Source organism: Paenibacillus sp. V4I9 (assembly GCF_030817295.1).
Classification (GTDB): domain Bacteria; phylum Bacillota; class Bacilli; order Paenibacillales; family NBRC-103111; genus Paenibacillus_E.
Genome location: NZ_JAUSZE010000001.1, coordinates 1609319 through 1625941 on the forward strand (window position 1 = coordinate 1609319; position 16623 = coordinate 1625941).

14 protein-coding genes are annotated in these 16623 nt (G+C 50.0%); 13 read left to right on the plus strand and 1 reads right to left on the minus strand.

The features are described from left to right. The first annotated feature begins 14 nt into the window (after window positions 1-14). Window positions 15-1640, plus strand: coding sequence for an extracellular solute-binding protein (locus QFZ81_RS07565; protein WP_307445972.1), 1626 nt, complete (start codon window positions 15-17; stop codon window positions 1638-1640). Window positions 1641-1826: 186 nt separating this feature from the next. Here QFZ81_RS07565 and QFZ81_RS07570 read toward each other — a convergent pair whose 3' ends face one another. Continuing rightward, entirely contained in the window at window positions 1827-2039 is a 213-nt protein-coding gene (locus QFZ81_RS07570; protein ID WP_307445970.1) for a hypothetical protein, read from the minus strand. Here QFZ81_RS07570 and QFZ81_RS07575 point away from each other — a divergent pair. From QFZ81_RS07575 to QFZ81_RS07630, 12 genes are all read left to right on the plus strand, one after another. Then, window positions 1963-3615, plus strand: coding sequence for a LamG-like jellyroll fold domain-containing protein (locus tag QFZ81_RS07575; protein ID WP_307449995.1), 1653 nt, complete (start codon window positions 1963-1965; stop codon window positions 3613-3615). The genes QFZ81_RS07570 and QFZ81_RS07575 overlap by 77 nt on opposite strands. A gap of 303 nt (window positions 3616-3918) precedes the next feature. Next, the gene (locus QFZ81_RS07580) at window positions 3919-4050 is read left to right on the plus strand and encodes a hypothetical protein (RefSeq protein ID WP_307445968.1); all 132 of its coding nucleotides are present in this window, start codon (window positions 3919-3921) and stop codon (window positions 4048-4050) included. A 181-nt stretch (window positions 4051-4231) separates the two neighbouring features. Then, complete coding sequence (locus QFZ81_RS07585) at window positions 4232-5788, plus strand: glycoside hydrolase family 43 protein (protein ID WP_307445966.1); 1557 nt, start codon at window positions 4232-4234, stop codon at window positions 5786-5788. A gap of 90 nt (window positions 5789-5878) precedes the next feature. Then, a complete protein-coding gene (locus QFZ81_RS07590; protein ID WP_307602143.1) occupies window positions 5879-6073 on the plus strand; it encodes a hypothetical protein in 195 nt (64 codons plus the stop codon). 41 nt (window positions 6074-6114) lie between these two features. After that, window positions 6115-7038, plus strand: a complete 924-nt coding sequence (locus tag QFZ81_RS07595; RefSeq protein ID WP_307445965.1) for a glycoside hydrolase family protein — start codon at window positions 6115-6117, stop codon at window positions 7036-7038. Between the two features lie 20 nt (window positions 7039-7058). Beyond that, a complete protein-coding gene (locus tag QFZ81_RS07600) occupies window positions 7059-7400 on the plus strand; it encodes a hypothetical protein (RefSeq protein ID WP_307602145.1) in 342 nt (113 codons plus the stop codon). A 22-nt stretch (window positions 7401-7422) separates the two neighbouring features. Beyond that, window positions 7423-9801 carry a glycoside hydrolase family 95 protein gene (locus tag QFZ81_RS07605; RefSeq protein WP_307445961.1) on the plus strand — a complete coding sequence of 793 codons (2379 nt, stop codon included), beginning with the start codon at window positions 7423-7425 and terminating at the stop codon, window positions 9799-9801. A 259-nt stretch (window positions 9802-10060) separates the two neighbouring features. After that, complete coding sequence (locus QFZ81_RS07610; RefSeq protein ID WP_307602147.1) at window positions 10061-12070, plus strand: TIM-barrel domain-containing protein; 2010 nt, start codon at window positions 10061-10063, stop codon at window positions 12068-12070. Between the two features lie 201 nt (window positions 12071-12271). Then, entirely contained in the window at window positions 12272-12586 is a 315-nt protein-coding gene (locus QFZ81_RS07615) for a hypothetical protein (protein WP_307445957.1), read from the plus strand. 381 nt (window positions 12587-12967) lie between these two features. Then, window positions 12968-13132, plus strand: coding sequence for a hypothetical protein (locus QFZ81_RS07620; RefSeq protein ID WP_307445955.1), 165 nt, complete (start codon window positions 12968-12970; stop codon window positions 13130-13132). A gap of 5 nt (window positions 13133-13137) precedes the next feature. Further along, window positions 13138-13464 carry a hypothetical protein gene (locus QFZ81_RS07625; protein ID WP_307445953.1) on the plus strand — a complete coding sequence of 109 codons (327 nt, stop codon included), beginning with the start codon at window positions 13138-13140 and terminating at the stop codon, window positions 13462-13464. Window positions 13465-14054: 590 nt separating this feature from the next. Then, window positions 14055-16424 (plus strand): glycoside hydrolase family 95 protein, encoded by a 2370-nt coding sequence (locus QFZ81_RS07630; RefSeq protein WP_307445951.1) that lies wholly within the window; start codon window positions 14055-14057, stop codon window positions 16422-16424. Window positions 16425-16623 lie beyond the last annotated feature (199 nt).

Consider the following 16623-nt stretch of genomic DNA (forward strand, 5'->3'; position numbering starts at 1 on the left):
GAGGGTTTATAAAAATGATGTCCAAACAAAGAGCATTAGCATGTTCGGCTTTGATTTTGCTTGCAGGTACGGCGCTATCCGCCTGCAGCAAAGAGGAGAGCAAGACAAATACCCCAAGCGTAACGTCAAACGCATCACAGAAGCCAGATGATACGGCAATGAGCAAGCCATTGGAGCTCAGCGTTGCAGTATGGGACATTGAGACAGGCTTTAACGCTTCAAATGCAAAAAATGACACCGTTTACAACGATTTGACCAAGAAATTCAACATCACGATCAAACCGGTGCAGATTACCTGGAACGACTGGCAGGAGAAAGCAAAGGTATGGGCAGCGTCCAAGCAGCTTCCCGACATGTTCGCCAACGAGGTTGATATGGGGTTGTACCAAACCTGGGCCAAGCAAGGCGTCATCAAGCCGCTCCCCGACGATCTGAGCCCGTATCCGAATTTGAAAAAGCTCTTTTCCAGTCCGGCTGTGGAACCGGCCTTGCAGCCGTTAAAAGTGGATGGGAAATATTATGCGGTTCCGCGTTTTGGCGGTGAGGATATCGGCGATGGCAGGCTGGGCAGGCCCATCCGTTATCGGAAGGATTGGGCGGAGGAAGCCGGATTTACCAAGGAACCGGCAAGCTTTGACGAATTCTTGGCCATGACCAAAGCAGTCATACAGAAACACCCCGGTGTCACCGGTTTGACGATTAATTCGAAAGGCTATCTGTTAACGCAATTCTTGGGAAGCTTCCCCGAAATGGTGTTTAGCAATAACTGGACCCAGGAAAACGGCAAGTGGATTCCCGCTTTTACGTCCGAGAAAGCCTATCCGGGTATCAAGCAGCTTCGCACGCTCTATTCGGAAGGTATTCTTGACAAGGACTTTGCCATCCAGAAAGACGCCGACGGCACCAACAAGTTTTTGTCCGGCCAAAGCTTTGCGCTTTATGGCATGGAAGGCGTGACTGATGAACAAGTATCCGCATTCAAAAAAGCGAATCCTGGCGTCAGCCCTTCGAAAGCAATGGGTTACTTGAACATCTGGCCTGCGGCCGACGGAAAGCGCTATTCGACTGCGGGAGCGCCTTTCTGGTCCAATACGTTTTTCGCAAGTACCATTAGCGATGATAAATTCAAACGTTCTCTCCAAGTGTTGGATTACATGCTGTCTGACGAGTATAGGATCCTGGGGATTAACGGAATCGAGAATATCGATTATAAAGTGGAAAATGGACAATACGTTTCCCTGTTGAAAGCCGGTGAAACGCTCGCCGACAAATACCCGATCACGTCAAAACTGGTTTGGCTTGCCGCATGGGACCCCCTCCTGTATAAGGGCAAAAAAGTGGTAAGCTCCGATCCTGAAGGAGCCGCACTGCTGAAGCTGCAAATTGAAACGTGGAATCGCTATAAACAGGAAAATACGCTGATGCCTGTCAACTTTGATTTCAATGCGATATCGACTCCAGCTAAAAACAAGTTTGCGGCTCTAGACCCCGATATCCAGAATGACATCATTAAAGTGATTTTGGGCAAAGGGGATCCGATTGCCCAGTGGAAAGAAATTGTTAAGAGTTACGACTCCAAAGGTGTGCCTGAAGCCATCAAAGAAGTGAACGATGAGGTAGCCAAGAGAGGTATCAAGTAACAACTCCTTTTTCATGACAGTTCAGTGACACGAAGAAGCTTCCGAACCATACGCATCATGTTCGTGAAGCTTCTCTTGTTCCTGATAAGCATAAGGGAAAGGGGGATTATCAAACCGGATTTTTTGTATGCGTTTTAAAATTAGTTTTTCATCAAAGAAGGGGTGATCATATGGTTAAAAGTCAGTTTAGAAAAAAACGGTCCAGAGTCTTGTCTCTTCTGATGGCGTTTCTGGTAGCCATTTCAGAATTACGGTTACCGGACTGCCAAGCGGCGTTAGCGCCGGTATAAGCGATTTCAAGGTATTCGGAGACCCGACCGATCTGGCGTTTGGCAAGACCGCAACGGCGGATAGCTCGGCGGCAGGAAATCCGGCTTCGAGCGGAAACGACGGGGACACATCGACGAGTTGGACCGCCGCTGATGCGTTAACCGGCCATACGTGGACGGTAGACCTTGGCAGAGGCTTGACGATCAATAACGGTACCCAGGTGATGTGGGCACAGGACGGTCAAGCATATAAGTATACCATTGATGTGTCCAATGATAATGTCAACTGGACTACAAAAATCAACAAGACCGGTAATAGCAACTTTAGCCAGGTTCAATACGATTACTTTGTTGCAACCGCCCGCTATGTCCGAGTTACCGTGACTGGACTGCCGAGCGGCGTAACGGCCAGCATTAAAGAGTTCAAGGTATTCGGAGAGACAGGCGATACCCTGACTATGGCGCAGCTGCCGTTTGACGAGACTAGCGGAACGACGGCAATTGATGCAACCGGCAATGGCTGGAACGGCACATTGGTTGGCGGCGCGAGCCGGGTGGCCGGCAAGAGCGGCAATGCCGTAGACCTGAGCGGAACGAGCCAATATGTCGCTCTTCCTACGGGCGTCGTTTCCGGCGATGACAAGATCACCGTAGCGGCTTGGGTGAATCTGGATACGGTGAGCAACTGGAATCGGATCTTCGATTTCGGTTCCGGATCGTCTACCTATATGTTCCTCTCGCCGAAAAACGGAGCAAACGGCAAAATCCGCTTTGCGATCAAGAACAATAATTCAAGCGAACAAATCATTGACGGGCAGGCGGCGCTGCCGACCGGAGGCTGGCATCATGTAGCTGTCACCTTGAACGGCTCGACAGGCATCCTCTACGTTGACGGAGTTCAAGTAGGCACCAATACCGGCATGACCCTGAAACCGTCCGATATGGGAGCCACCACGCAAAACTGGATCGGGCGCTCCCAATACGCCACCGATCCGTATCTCGACGGACGTGTGGACGACTTCCGGATCTATAATAGCGCTATGTCCGCATCGCAAATCATGCATCTCGCGAATGGGCAAACGGTGCTGCCGATGGCAGAGCTTCCGCTTAACGAAGCGAGCGGAACGACGGCCTCCGATGTGACCGGCAACGGCTGGAACGGCACCCTGACAGGCGGCGCCAGCTGGACAACCGGCATTAAGGGCAACGCGGTGGACCTGAGCGGAACAAGCCAATATGTTGCATTGCCAGCAGGCGTTGTTTCCAGCGCTAAGGCAATTACTGTAGCAGCCTGGGTGAATTTGGACACCGTGAGCAACTGGAGCCGCATCTTCGACTTCGGTCTCGGAACGAACAACTACTTCTACCTGACGCCGCAAAACGGGACAACCGGCGTCATCCGTGTCGGGATCAAAAACGGCGGTGGCGAGCAAGTCATCGACGGCATTGCGGCGATGCCAACCGGCGGCTGGCATCATGTGGCCGTAACCCTGGACGGCGCTACGGGAACGCTTTACGTCGATGGCCAGAAGGTAGGCAGCAGCAACATCAACATCAGACCTTCCCAACTTGGCGTTACCACGCAGAACTGGATCGGCCGCTCGCAATTCTCCGCAAATCCGTACCTCGACGGACGGGTGGACGACTTCCGCATCTATAACGTTGCTTTAACCGATCAGGAAATAGCGGCTGTAATGAACGAGTAGAATGCAGCGACAGTGAATGAACCAGAGGAAGTCCGGAACATGCACGTCGTGTTCCGGACTTTCCGTCATTGGTTCGGCGGTGGAGCTTTATTCTGATCCGTTGAATGATACTTATGACTAATGTGTCGGAAATTGTGCGTATGTACGAAAAAGGAAAATTACGCCAATACCTATACGTCAGGACCGCTGTATTCGGTTACCATTATTTTTCGATATATATTGTTCAACTTTCCCTACCGGGAACCGAGAGTGATTAGAGTTACGTGAGAAGTTCCAGCACATCAAGAGTAAGGGGGCTAAGATGTGAGATTCTGTTTGTACGATGAACAAGCTTACCCACAGTCATTTCGCGGGGTTGTGAATGGACGTTATTATCTGCTGTACTCTCTAAACAAAGACATGGAGAGCACGTACGATCAGGTAATTATTGACTGAATCGCCTGAGGCGAACATCAAGATGGACGGATGCACGTACAGGAAGGTTCTTCGAAGGCGGACAAACCATCTATGTTGAAGCTCAACTAAGCACGATTCCGGTATTTTTACGGGACGGAAAACAAGAGTATCTCATCGGAAAAATATAATATTCTTTTAGAACGGAAAGGATGACCCTGTTATGGAAGATAACTACAATCTGTTATCGAAGAAGGGAGCTTGGGGAGATCAGGGGGACGGCACCTATGTCAATCCTGTCTTGCCGGGAGATTATAGCGATCCGGATGTCATTCGAGTCGGAGATGATTATTACTGCATCTCCTCTACATTGCATTGCTCTCCGGGGATGGCGGTACTGCATTCCAAAGATCTTGTGAATTGGAGAATGATCGGGCATGTTGTGGACGATTTGACAAGCATCGGCCCGGAATACAATTACAATCGGATGAACCGTTATGGCAGAGGAGTATGGGCAGGCGCCATCCGATTCCACAAAGATAAATATTGGGTGTATTTTTTCACGCCCGATGAAGGATTGTTTATGAGCACGGCTGCCGATCCGGCGGGACCTTGGGAACCGCTTCATCAAGTTTGGGAGGTTAGCGGCTGGGACGACTGCTGTCCGTTTTGGGACGATGACGGACAAGGCTACTTTGTTGCCACTAATTTTGCCGATAACTATAATATCCATTTATTTAAATTAAGTGAAGACGGCAAAGAACTATTGCATGACAGCGATACGATTATTCATCAGCACAAAGGGAGCGAAGCCAATAAGCTCTACAAAATAAACGGAACCTACTATTTTTTCCACAGCGAGGTTCACCGTAGGGAAGGCATTGAAGTCAGAATTGTTATGATGTTAAGGGCCGAACATATTTATGGGCCCTACGAGGAGAAGGAGATTATCCATACGCACGGCAAGGATGTAGACCGGGAGCCGAATCAAGGCGGACTTGTCCAGACCGTTTCCGGTGATTGGTATTTCATTTCGCATCAAGGAACGGGCGAGTACGAGGGGAGACCGCTTCACTTGCTGCCCGTAACGTGGGTTGACGGATGGCCGATTATCGGAAACGATACGGACGGCGACGGAATCGGAGAGATGGTATGGGGAGGCAGGAAGCCCATAAACGGACATCCCGCGACGGTTCTTGCCACAACTGACGATTTTGACCGGGCGGTGCTCGAGCCGTATTGGGAATGGAACCATCAGCCGAAAGCCGACAAATGGTCGTTAGCGGAACGGCCCGGCTATTTGCGTCTATACGCATGCCAACCCATCGATAAGGACAGTTTCTTTACCGTAAGCAACATCATTTCGCAAAGAGCGTTTAGAACCGTTCACAATACAGCAACCGTAAAAATAGAGATCAGCGGCATGGCAGACGGGCAAGAAGCGGGGCTTTGCCATTTTGCACAAACCTATTGCAAGATTGGCGTACAACAACAGAATGGAACAAGGGTTCTGAAGTTTAACCATTCGGGGACGATTGCGTGGGGGCCGGAATTATCAGGTTGCACCCTATGGTTAAGGTCTGTGTGGAACTTAGACGGAATCAACCGTTTCGAATATAGCGTCGATGGGGTACATTTCACGAGCTTTGGAGACGCCTATCAGTTGGGGTGGGGGAATTATAGGGGAGATCGGATCGGGGTATACAGCTATAACTGCGAGAGTGAACAGGGTTATATTGATGTAGACCAATTTTGTTATGAGGTCGCAGGAGCAATATAAGCCACAATAGCCCCAGCGGCGGCTCGTCGACCATGACCAACGGCGGTATCCGTGCAGCATCATCACATCGATCCGTAGGGACTCGCATTCGTGGTAGATTGGTTTGCGCTCGCCGAATTGACCGGCAATCCAGTATGGAAAGAGACAGTCAAGACGAGGGGTTCTATCATACCCGATGAGAATACGTTCCAAGTGTCCCAATGGCTGGTGGCTTGGCCGACTGCATTTCGGCTTGAAGTATTACGGCACATGACGTTAGAGCAACAACGGTTTTTGATTAAGTAATATAAGCATATCCTAAACATGACGAGCACACACTGGAGGCTATGATGAAAACGCCATTGTATCGAGACCCTATTTATGACGGAGCAGCGGATCCGGTCGTTATTTGGAACAGAGAAGCCAAGGAATGGTGGATGATTTACACAAACCGCAGGGCAACGGCGGAAGATCGCCGGTTTGCCTGGGTGCACGGCACTGATCTCGGCGTTGCTTCATCCAAAGACGGGAACGATTGGGTTTACCGGGGAACGCTCCCGGGGCTGGACATCGAATGGGGAAGAAATACGTTCTGGGCGCCTGAGATTTACTGGCATGAAGGCATTTACCATATATATGTCTCTTATATTCAAGGGGTACCTGAGGATTGGGTAGGTCGGGCGGACATGCTCCATTATACAAGTCCGGATCTCCTCAATTGGACGTTTCAGTCCAGGCTGGATATCAGCGAGAGAAATATTATAGATGCTTGTATTTACCGTCTCCCTAACGGCCTGTTCAGAATGTGGTTCAAAGAAGACAACAACACCTACGCCGCCGACAGCAAGGATCTATACCATTGGGAACGTGTAGGGCTGATTATCGAGGGACGGGGACATGAAGGGCCTAATGTCTTTCGGTTCAAAGAATATTATTGGTTAATCGTGGACGAGTGGAGAGGGCAAGGTGTATACCGATCGGATGATTTGATCAACTGGGAACGGAACGGCCTCATTCTCGATCAGCCAAGCTCGAGGGAAGATGACGGCACGATTGGCTTGCATGCGGATGTAGTCTGCTCAGGGGACGAAGCATATATCTTTTATTTCACCCATCCGGAGAGATTAACCGGGCAAGAGCCTCCTTCCTACACCTACGGTACACGGCGTTCCTCCATACAAGTAGCCCAATTGGACGTTGTTGACGGTAAGCTGGTATGCGACCGAGACCGGCCGTTTGAACTGAAGCTTATGCCTCCGACCTGCGAGTAAGCCGGACAGGCAGTGCCAAGGTGCAGCTATTCCGTACGGCAAAGCAGTATGGCATTAACCACCATTACCGCTTCCACTCCTGGTGCCCGACTGAAGCTGAATTCGAAGCGGCAGACCGGGAATGCATATATATGCAGCCCGAGCTGCCTTTCTGGGATCCGGTTTTTACCCGCGCTTGCGACGAGAAGGCATTCTATTCTGGTCGGAAGCGACCTTCTGGGGAATTGGCGGCACGTGTACGAGTTGCTCGCCCCGAATGCTTGCCGTTATGCGAGAATCTTATTCACAGCTTTACTGGCAAAGGTGCCTGCAAACCTGAGATCGTTTCGATTATTCGGTATGAACAACGAGTAAAATTCTGAAATAGAAGGAAAGGAAATCACCATGAAAATACAATTTCAGTCCCCCGCCGTTTATTGGACGGAAGCCCTTCCCGTTGGAAACGGAAGACTTGGCGCGATGATATTTGGCGGAGTTGAGAAAGAACGCATTGCATTGAATGAGGACACGCTTTGGTCCGGTTACCCTAAAGATTGGAATAATCCGGGGGCCAAAGAAGTGTTGCCGAAGGTGAGAGAGCTTATTGCCCAAGAGAACTATGAGGAAGCGGATCGTCTCTGCAAGGAAATGATGGGTCCCTATACGCAATCCTATTTGCCTTTCGGAGACTTGCGTTTCGTGATGCATCATGGCGATGTGAAACACCAATACAGCCGGAAGCTTGATCTGTCAACCGGCTTCGTGACGGTTACCTATAACGTTGGCGGCGTTCAGTATACCCGAGAAACATTCGCTTCTTATCCCGATCAATCCATTGTCGTGCGTCTGACGTCGAGCAAGGAAGGGATGCTCGATTTTCGGGCCTGGCTGGACAGTCCCATTCATTATGCATCGTCCTTTGATGCCGATCAAAAACAATATATGATATCCGGTACAGCTCCTGAGCAAGTATGGCCCAGCTACTACAACTCGGAAAATCCCATTGTTTACGGCGCGCCTGAGTCATCAAAAGCTTTGAAGTTCCACGGCGGATTGGCTGTGGTGCATGAAGGCGGGACGTTCAAGGTTAATACGGACGGTTTGCACGTTGTCGGAGCGACCAGCGCGACCTTGGTTTTCAGCGCGGCCACCTCCTTTGACGCAAGCATTGGCGCGAGCAATTCCGAACGGGATCCGAGGCAAATCACAACGGATGCCATCCAGGCTGTTCGCGTTAAGCCGTATGAGGAGATTCGAAACCGGCATCTTGAGGATCATCACAAGCTGTTTGGCAGAGTTGCCTTGTCTCTCGGGGAGACCAAAGCTTCCTCCGATATGCCGACCGATCGGCGAATTGCCGAATTTGGTAGCAGCGATCCGGGGCTGGTGGAGCTTTTGTTCCATTATGGAAGGTACTTGATGATCGCAAGCTCCCGTCCGGGAACCCAGCCTGCCAATCTGCAAGGCATATGGAATGAGGAAACGCGTGCGCCGTGGAGCAGCAACTATACGCTTAATATCAATGCCGAGATGAACTACTGGCCGGCAGAGTCTTGCAATATGGCGGAATTGCACGAGCCGTTGATTGATTTTATCCGCAGATTGGCAGTGAATGGAAGGAAGACGGCCGAAACGAATTATGGCGCAAGAGGGTGGGTGGCGCACCATAATTCGGATCTTTGGGCCCAAACGGCACCGATTGGCGATTATGGCGATGGAGACCCGGTATGGGCGTACTGGCCGATGGGAGGCGTATGGTTGACCCAGCACTTATGGGAACATTATGCCTTCAGCGGGGATGAAAGGTTTTTAAGGGATACGGCGTACCCCATCATGAAGGAAGCGGCGTTATTCTGTCTGGATTGGCTCATCGAAGATCAAAATGGTTATCTCATTACTTCGCCTTCCACCTCTCCCGAGATGAAGTTCGTGGTTGGCGATAAGCGCCATGCCGTAAGCGCGGCGACGACCATGGATTTGTCTCTGATCGGCGAATGTTTCGATAACTGCATCATGTCTGCGAACCTGCTTGGGATTGATGAAGATTTTGCAAAGACACTGGCAGAGAAGAAGCAAAAGCTGCTGCCACTTCAAATCGGCAAGCACGGTCGATTGCAGGAATGGTTCCAAGATTTCGAGGAGGAAGATGTCCATCATCGTCACGTCTCTCATCTTGTCGGAGTTTATCCGGGGCGTCTGATTACGGAGCAGTCTGCTCCCGATCTGTTCCGAGCTGCGAAGACATCGCTTGAAATAAGGGGAGACGGGGGAACGGGCTGGAGTCTGGGCTGGAAAATCGGCCTATGGGCAAGATTCAAGGACGGCAACCGCGCTGAGCGGTTAATCTCGATTTTACTGTCGCTCGTTAAGGGAGAAGATTCGATTCATCGTGGCCGAGGCGGTGTTTACGCCAATCTGTTCGACGCGCATCCTCCTTTCCAAATCGACGGTAACTTTGCCGCCACAGCGGGGATTGCAGAGATGCTGCTGCAATCGCATCAAGGCTGCTTGGAACTCCTGCCGGCGTTGCCCGATGCCTGGAAAGACGGATATGTCAAAGGCTTGCGGGGCAGAGGGGGGTATGAGGTCGATCTTGAGTGGGAGAATGGCGTATTGTCAAAGGCGGAAATCGCCGTTTCCATAACACAGACCTGCAAAGTCCTCGCCAAGCAAAAGGTCAGGATTACGCAGGATGGCGAAGAAGCACATTATTCTCAAGAAGAGAACGGTTGTATCGGATTCCATGCTGAAGCTGGAAAACGGTACGTAGTATCGGCCGTTTGAAGACTTGTGTCTATCCCTGACTGCGCGTCCGTCCGGCAGTCAAGTGGCCTCCCGATTCGCCGTGGTGAGGTGATCAGAAGCTCGCACCCGAAACCCTTGGGGTGACACGTTTCAATGACAGCAGTTACATAATGATGAATTTTACCCCAGCCTTCTGATTTCCCGCCTATATAATAATATTTCTTGTCCTATCATTCAGGGCGCTGCATATAAAAGACAGATGAAAAACATAAAAACGCTTTTGCGGAAGGGGATAAGCATGGAATTTTTTACTGCAGGGAATGGGAAGCTGATTTTTGAGTACAACGGAGAAACCTTACAAATTGAAGCTTGGGGTGAAAACAGTTTACGGATCCGCTCCCGAATGATGGGCGAAATCCTGGATACGGACTATGCCTTGCTGCCTGTTGGTGGCGAAGTGGAAGCAACAATAAAGATCGATCATGAAGCTGAAACGGCTTCCATTCAAAACGGTAAGATAAAAGCGGTGGTCAGACAGTCATGGTGGGATACCCCGGGACGAATTTCCTTTTACAATGATAAAGGTGAATTATTGCTTCAAGAAATAGGCGTCGGCGGAGCGCTGAAGCTTCGGTCAAGAGCATTCAAGCCGATTATCGGTGGGGATCATCAATTAACGGTTTCCTTTGCCGGAAATGATGGTGAGAGAATCTACGGTATGGGTCAATACCAACAGGAAACCTTTGATTTGAAAGGCTCCACGCTTGAGTTGGCTCATCGTAATTCCCAAGCAAGTATTCCGTTTTTATATTCCAGCAAAGGGTATGGCTTCTTATGGCATAATCCTGCGATCGGAAAAGTGAACTTCGCCAATAATCGGACTGAATGGGTTGCAGAAAGCACAAAACAGTTGGATTATTGGATAACGGCAGGCGATTCGCCGGCAGAAATCGAAGCCGCGTACGGAAAAGCGGCGGGTACCGTCCCCATGATGCCAGAATATGGACTTGGCTTCTGGCAGTGCAAACTGCGATATTATAATCAGGAACAGCTGTTGGAGGTTGCAAGGGAATATAAGAGAAGAAAGCTGCCGATCGATGTCATTGTCGGTGACTTTTTCCACTGGCCCAAACAGGGGGACTTCAGATTTGAGGAAGAATTTTTCCCTGATCCGAAGGCCATGATGGATGAGCTGAAATCCATGGGAATCGAACTGATGGTTTCGGTTTGGCCGCAGATTGACCGCTATAGCGAAAATTTTGAGGAAATGCGGCAAAAGGGTTATTTGATTAAAGCGGAACGGGGAGTCCAGGTTGCCATGATGGAATGGTTCCCCGCCAATATTTATTTCGATGCTACAAATCCGAAAGCCAGGGAGTATGTATGGTCCAAATGCAAGAAGAATTATTATGATCATGGAATCAAGATCTTCTGGCTGGATGAAGCAGAACCTGAATACGATGTGTATGACTTTGATAATTACCGCTACGCTATGGGACCTAATGTTCAAATCGGAAATATCTATCCGCAGCGCTATTCCAAAACCTTTTATGACGGCATGCAGGCGGAAGGACAGGAGAATATCGTAAACCTGGTTCGCTGCGCTTGGGCAGGCAGCCAACGCTATGGCGCTTTGGTGTGGTCGGGAGATATTCATTCTTCGTTTGAAGATTTCAGAAAACAAATCGTTGCAGGCCTTCATATGGGAATTGCGGGGATCCCTTGGTGGACGACGGATATCGGAGGCTTTGCAGGAGGTAACCCGGACGATCCCAAGTTTCGTGAGCTCCTGATCCGCTGGTTCCAATGGGGGGCTTTCTGCCCTGTTATGCGATTGCATGGCGATCGCAGGGGTGGCAAGGAAGTATTCAAAAAAGACGGCAGCAAAGCATTAAATACCGGCGGAAACAACGAGGTATGGAGTTTTGGGGACGAGGCATACGAGATATTAGTTAAATATCTTGAATTGCGGGAGACCTTAAGGGATTATACCCGTGAGTTGATGAAAGAAGCCCATGAAAAGGGGGCGCCGGTTATGAGGCCGCTCTTCTACGAATTCCAGAATGACGATAAGGTTTGGGATATGAAAGACGAATACCTGTATGGTCCGGATCTGTTGATCGCCCCCATCCTTTATGAAGGCGCCGTATCCAGAGAGGTATATCTGCCTGAAGGTGCAAGCTGGACGGATGCACGTACAGGAAGGATCTTCGAAGGCGGACAAACCATTCATGTTGAAGCTCCTCTAAGCACGATTCCGGTTTTTTTACGGAATGGAAAACAAGAGCATCTCATCGGAAAAATCTAATATTCGAATAGGAAAAGACGAAAGGCCATGATAATGAGAGGAAGCTTCCGAACCTATATACATTCGGAAGCTTTCTGCTATTCAAGAGATGCGAGCCGCCGACATACCTCCGAGAAAGCGCTTGCTTTATACTGTAGTCAAAAGATAATGGACTATCCGGGATGTCAATGTTAAGAGATGAACAAATAGAATGCAGCGGAAGTGAATGAACCAACGGGAGTCCGGAACAAGAACGGCGTGTCCGGACTTTCGGTGGCAATACTGCATTCCAAAGATCTGGTGAATTGGAGAATGATCGGCCAAGTTGTGAATGATTTGACAAGCATTGGCTTGGAATACAATTACAATCGACATACGCACGGCATGGAAGTAGAACGGGAGCCGAATCAGGGCGGACTTGTCCAGACGGATTCCGGGGAGATGGTATGGGGAGACAGGAAGCCCATAAACGGACATTCCGTGACGGTTCTTTCCACGAATGACGATTTTGACCGGGCGGTGCTTGAGCTGCATTGAGAATGGAACCAGCCGCGAGCCGACAAATGGTCGTTAACGGAAAGGCCCGGCTATTTGCGTCTATACAATGGCCCGCATTTTGATGGGGCTCAAATAGCATCCAACACTATACGAACTGGGTACGAATTTCCGATGATATTTCTCTTTATACCACGGATTGGTTCAAATATACGGTAAAAGATGATGTGAGCGGCAAGGTGCCGGGAGTGTACGAGTACCGCGCCGTGCTGGTTAACTCGGCAGGCGTGACGATCACCGTTAAAGTTTAGTGAACAAATGATTGGAAGGAAACAAGGTCATTCCAATCAGAATAAAACCTGCTTGGAATCCCCTCCTTCAAACCTGTTATATCCTAAAAATGACGAACACACACTGGAGGCTATGATGAAAACGCCATTGTATCGAGACCCTATTTATGACGGAGCAGCGGATCCGGTCGTTATTTGGAACAGAGAAGCCAAGGAATGGTGGAAGATTTACGCAAACCGCAGGGCAATGGCGGAAGAAAGTGGTTGCCGAGTGGTAAAAGAATACAAGAGGAAATGAAAATCATGGGTCGATTTCGCAAGCTTAGCCTTATCAAGCAAGTCCTTTTTTTGATCTTGATAATGCTGGTCATTCTTTTGATTTTATTTGTCATTTCGAACACGATTGCAAAGCGCATTATCGAGAAGAAGGTTACGGACTCCGTTAGTAAAATATTGCTTCAGGTTGAAGATAAAATGGAGAGCTTCTATTCAGACATGGATGGAATCTCGACATCACTGCTATACAGTCCGACGGTTCAAACCTTCCTGAGTACGAATGACGACTTATCGATGATCCTAATGAATAATGAAATCATTTCGGTGTTCTCCAACACCATTTTGCTAGCATAGGACGGCCTCTTTTTCTGTCCGGCCTGCTTCCTTGATGTTGAAGAAATGGAACTTATTGTGGCCAGATTCGTCATTTTTAATTAGTTTGCTTATTTTTAATGTATTGGAAATGAAAAGGATATATTAAGAAATCTGTGGGGGAAACCTCTTCTTTTTTCAGGATGGAAGAGTTACGGAAGGGGATGCGAGACCTGTCCTTGGGGGAATTCTCTCAGGAAAAGAGTCAGTGGTTGGGGATTCCAGCTTAGAGGGGAAATTGGCTTCCGCTGAAGCTGTCTTACAGAGAATTGAGCGTGGGATTCGGCGTTTAGAGGGTTGAATATATGTAAATATCAAAAAACAGTATATCAATGCTAGATTACGATATAGGATGAATAAAATATAATGTTAAAATAAAGATTGCATGGCGGGGTCAGAAGATAAAGGTTCATTGAGGCTTTTTTCCTTAACATATTGACGGAGGAGCCCCGCGATATCTTTCTCGAACTCCATGAGGAAGTAGGGTTGAGAATAAATTGAAGTATGTACCGCTACAGGCTCTGTATGGGAAGGAGTTAGCGGCAACTTTTTTGTGAAGAGGAGCGAATCATTTGAAGCTGAATTACACGAAACCTGCATCCTATTGGACAGAGGCGCTTCCGTTAGGAAACGGCCGTATCGGAGCGATGGTATTCGGAGGGATCGAGACCGAACGCTTGCAACTGAATGAGGATACGCTATGGTCGGGGGAACCGAAGGATGGGACGAACCCGAACGCCCGGAAGGCGCTTCCTGAAATTCGCCGTCTAATTAATGAAGGGAATAATGAGGAAGCGGACGCTCTTTGCAAAAAAGCGATGGGTCCTTATACGCAATCATATATGCCTTTTGGGGATTTGACCGTACACTTTTATCACGGCGATAATGTCACACAGTACGAACGTTTGCTGGATCTGGAGACTGCGGCCGCATCGGTTCGGTATAGGATCGGGGAAGTCACATACACCCGAACCTGCTTCATTTCCTTCCCGGATCAAACTCTTGTTATGCGGATCGAGGCGGACCGTCCCGGCATGCTGAACTTTACGGCCAAGCTATGGAGTCCGCTCCGGCATCAAACCGGTCCCGAGGGCGAACACATCGTGATGAGAGGTAGGGCTCCGGTCCATGTCGACCCGAATTACTATCAGACCAACAATCCGATTCGCTACGGCGAATCCGGCACACGCTTCGATGGAAGGCTTGCTATTCAGACCGAAGATGGCCGCGCTTATGCCGATCATGACGGACTGCATGTCGAATCAGCTACAACCGCGACCATCATTTTTAGCGCAGCAACGAGCTTTCATGGTTTTGACCGTAATCCGGCAGCGGAGGGTGTCGACCCTTCCCAAATCGCAGAGAGACACTTGAACGCGGCTCTTAATAAGACTTATTCAAAGCTTTATGCCTCTCACATTGCCGATTATCGCGTTTTATACGATCGAGTTACCCTTGATTTGGGGTCATCCGACATTCCTGGCGACGTACCGACAGACATACGCGTTGCCGAATACGGAGTGAAGGACAAGAAACTGGTGGAACTCCTGTTTCAATTCGGCAGGTACCTGCTGATCGCGAGTTCCCGGCCCGGCACGCAGGCGGCGAATTTACAGGGAATTTGGAATAAGGAAACACGGCCGCCCTGGAGCAGCAATTATACGTTAAATATAAACGCGGAAATGAATTATTGGCTCGCGGAGACGTGCAACTTGGCCGAATGCCATGGGCCGTTGCTTGATTTCATCGGCAATTTGGCCAAGGCAGGGGCGGAAACCGCGCGCATCAATTATGGCGCCCGCGGCTGGGTCGCGCATCACAACAGCGATATCTGGTGCCATTCCGCGCCGGTAGGAGACTTCGGCAACGGGGACCCCGTTTGGGCGAGCTGGTTCATGGCCGGTCCTTGGCTAAGCCAGCATCTGTGGGAGCATTATGCATTCGGTGGAGATACGTCGTTCCTTCGTGACAACGCCTATCCGATCATGAAGGAAGCGGCTCTCTTCTGCCTGGATTGGCTGCAGGAGGAACCGGACGGTCGGCTGGCCACATCGCCATCCACCTCCCCCGAGCATAAGTTTGTATTACCGAACGGCCAAATGGCTGCCGTCAGCAAAGGGGCGACGATGGATCATGCACTGATCTGGGACTTGTTCACGAACTGCATCAAGGCGGCGAATATACTTGGAATGGACGATAGCTTCCGGGAGGAGCTGGCGGAGGCTAGGTCCAGGCTGCTTCCGTATCAGATCGGCAAATACGGTCAGCTTCAGGAATGGTTTCTTGATTTCGAGGATCAGGATGTGCAGCATCGCCATGTGTCGCATCTGTTCGGCGTTTATCCGGGCTGTCAGTTGACCGCGGAGGCAACGCCGGAGCTGTTCGAAGCGGCGCAGCGCTCGCTCGAACGGCGCAGCGATATCGGCACCGGCTGGAGCCTCGCGTGGAAAATCAGCCTGTGGGCACGATTCGGCGACGGAAACCGCACCTTGCAGCTAATCGGGAACGTGCTGAATCTCGTTCACACCGATGTGGGCAGCGTCACAGGCGGCGGCGTCTATCCGAACTTGTTCGGCGCGCATCCGCCGTTTCAGATCGACGGGAATTTCGGCTTAACGGCCGGCGTAGCCGAAATGCTGATGCAGTCTCATACCGGCGCCATCCGTCTGCTGCCTGCTCTTCCAAATGCATGGGAAACCGGCTCAGTCAAAGGACTTCGAGCAAGAGGGGGCTTTGAGATCGGTCTTGCCTGGGAGAACAACGCGCTCGTAAAGGCAGAGATTCGTTCGCTTCTCGGCGGTCCTTGCCGTGTTACGGCTTCAGTTCCGCTGAAGGTGGAAGCGGACGGCAGAACCGTTGCGTTCGAAAGCAACGCATACGGGACGATCGCTTTCGATACGGAGCCCGGGTTTATTTATACGGTTAAGCCTTCATATATGTAACGTTGGGACCCCGGTTTGCAAGCCGTCCCCGTCCATGCCATCGGAGCAGATGGCGGTCAGCGTAGGCAATGCAAACCCGCGGCATTTCTAAAAGGTGTAAAAACAAGTTCTTTAACGGGGCTATCTCTTGGAAAGCCCCTATTTGTATTTGAAGAAGCACAACAATTTCCGAAGAGGTCTAAAGACCGGAGCTAAATCC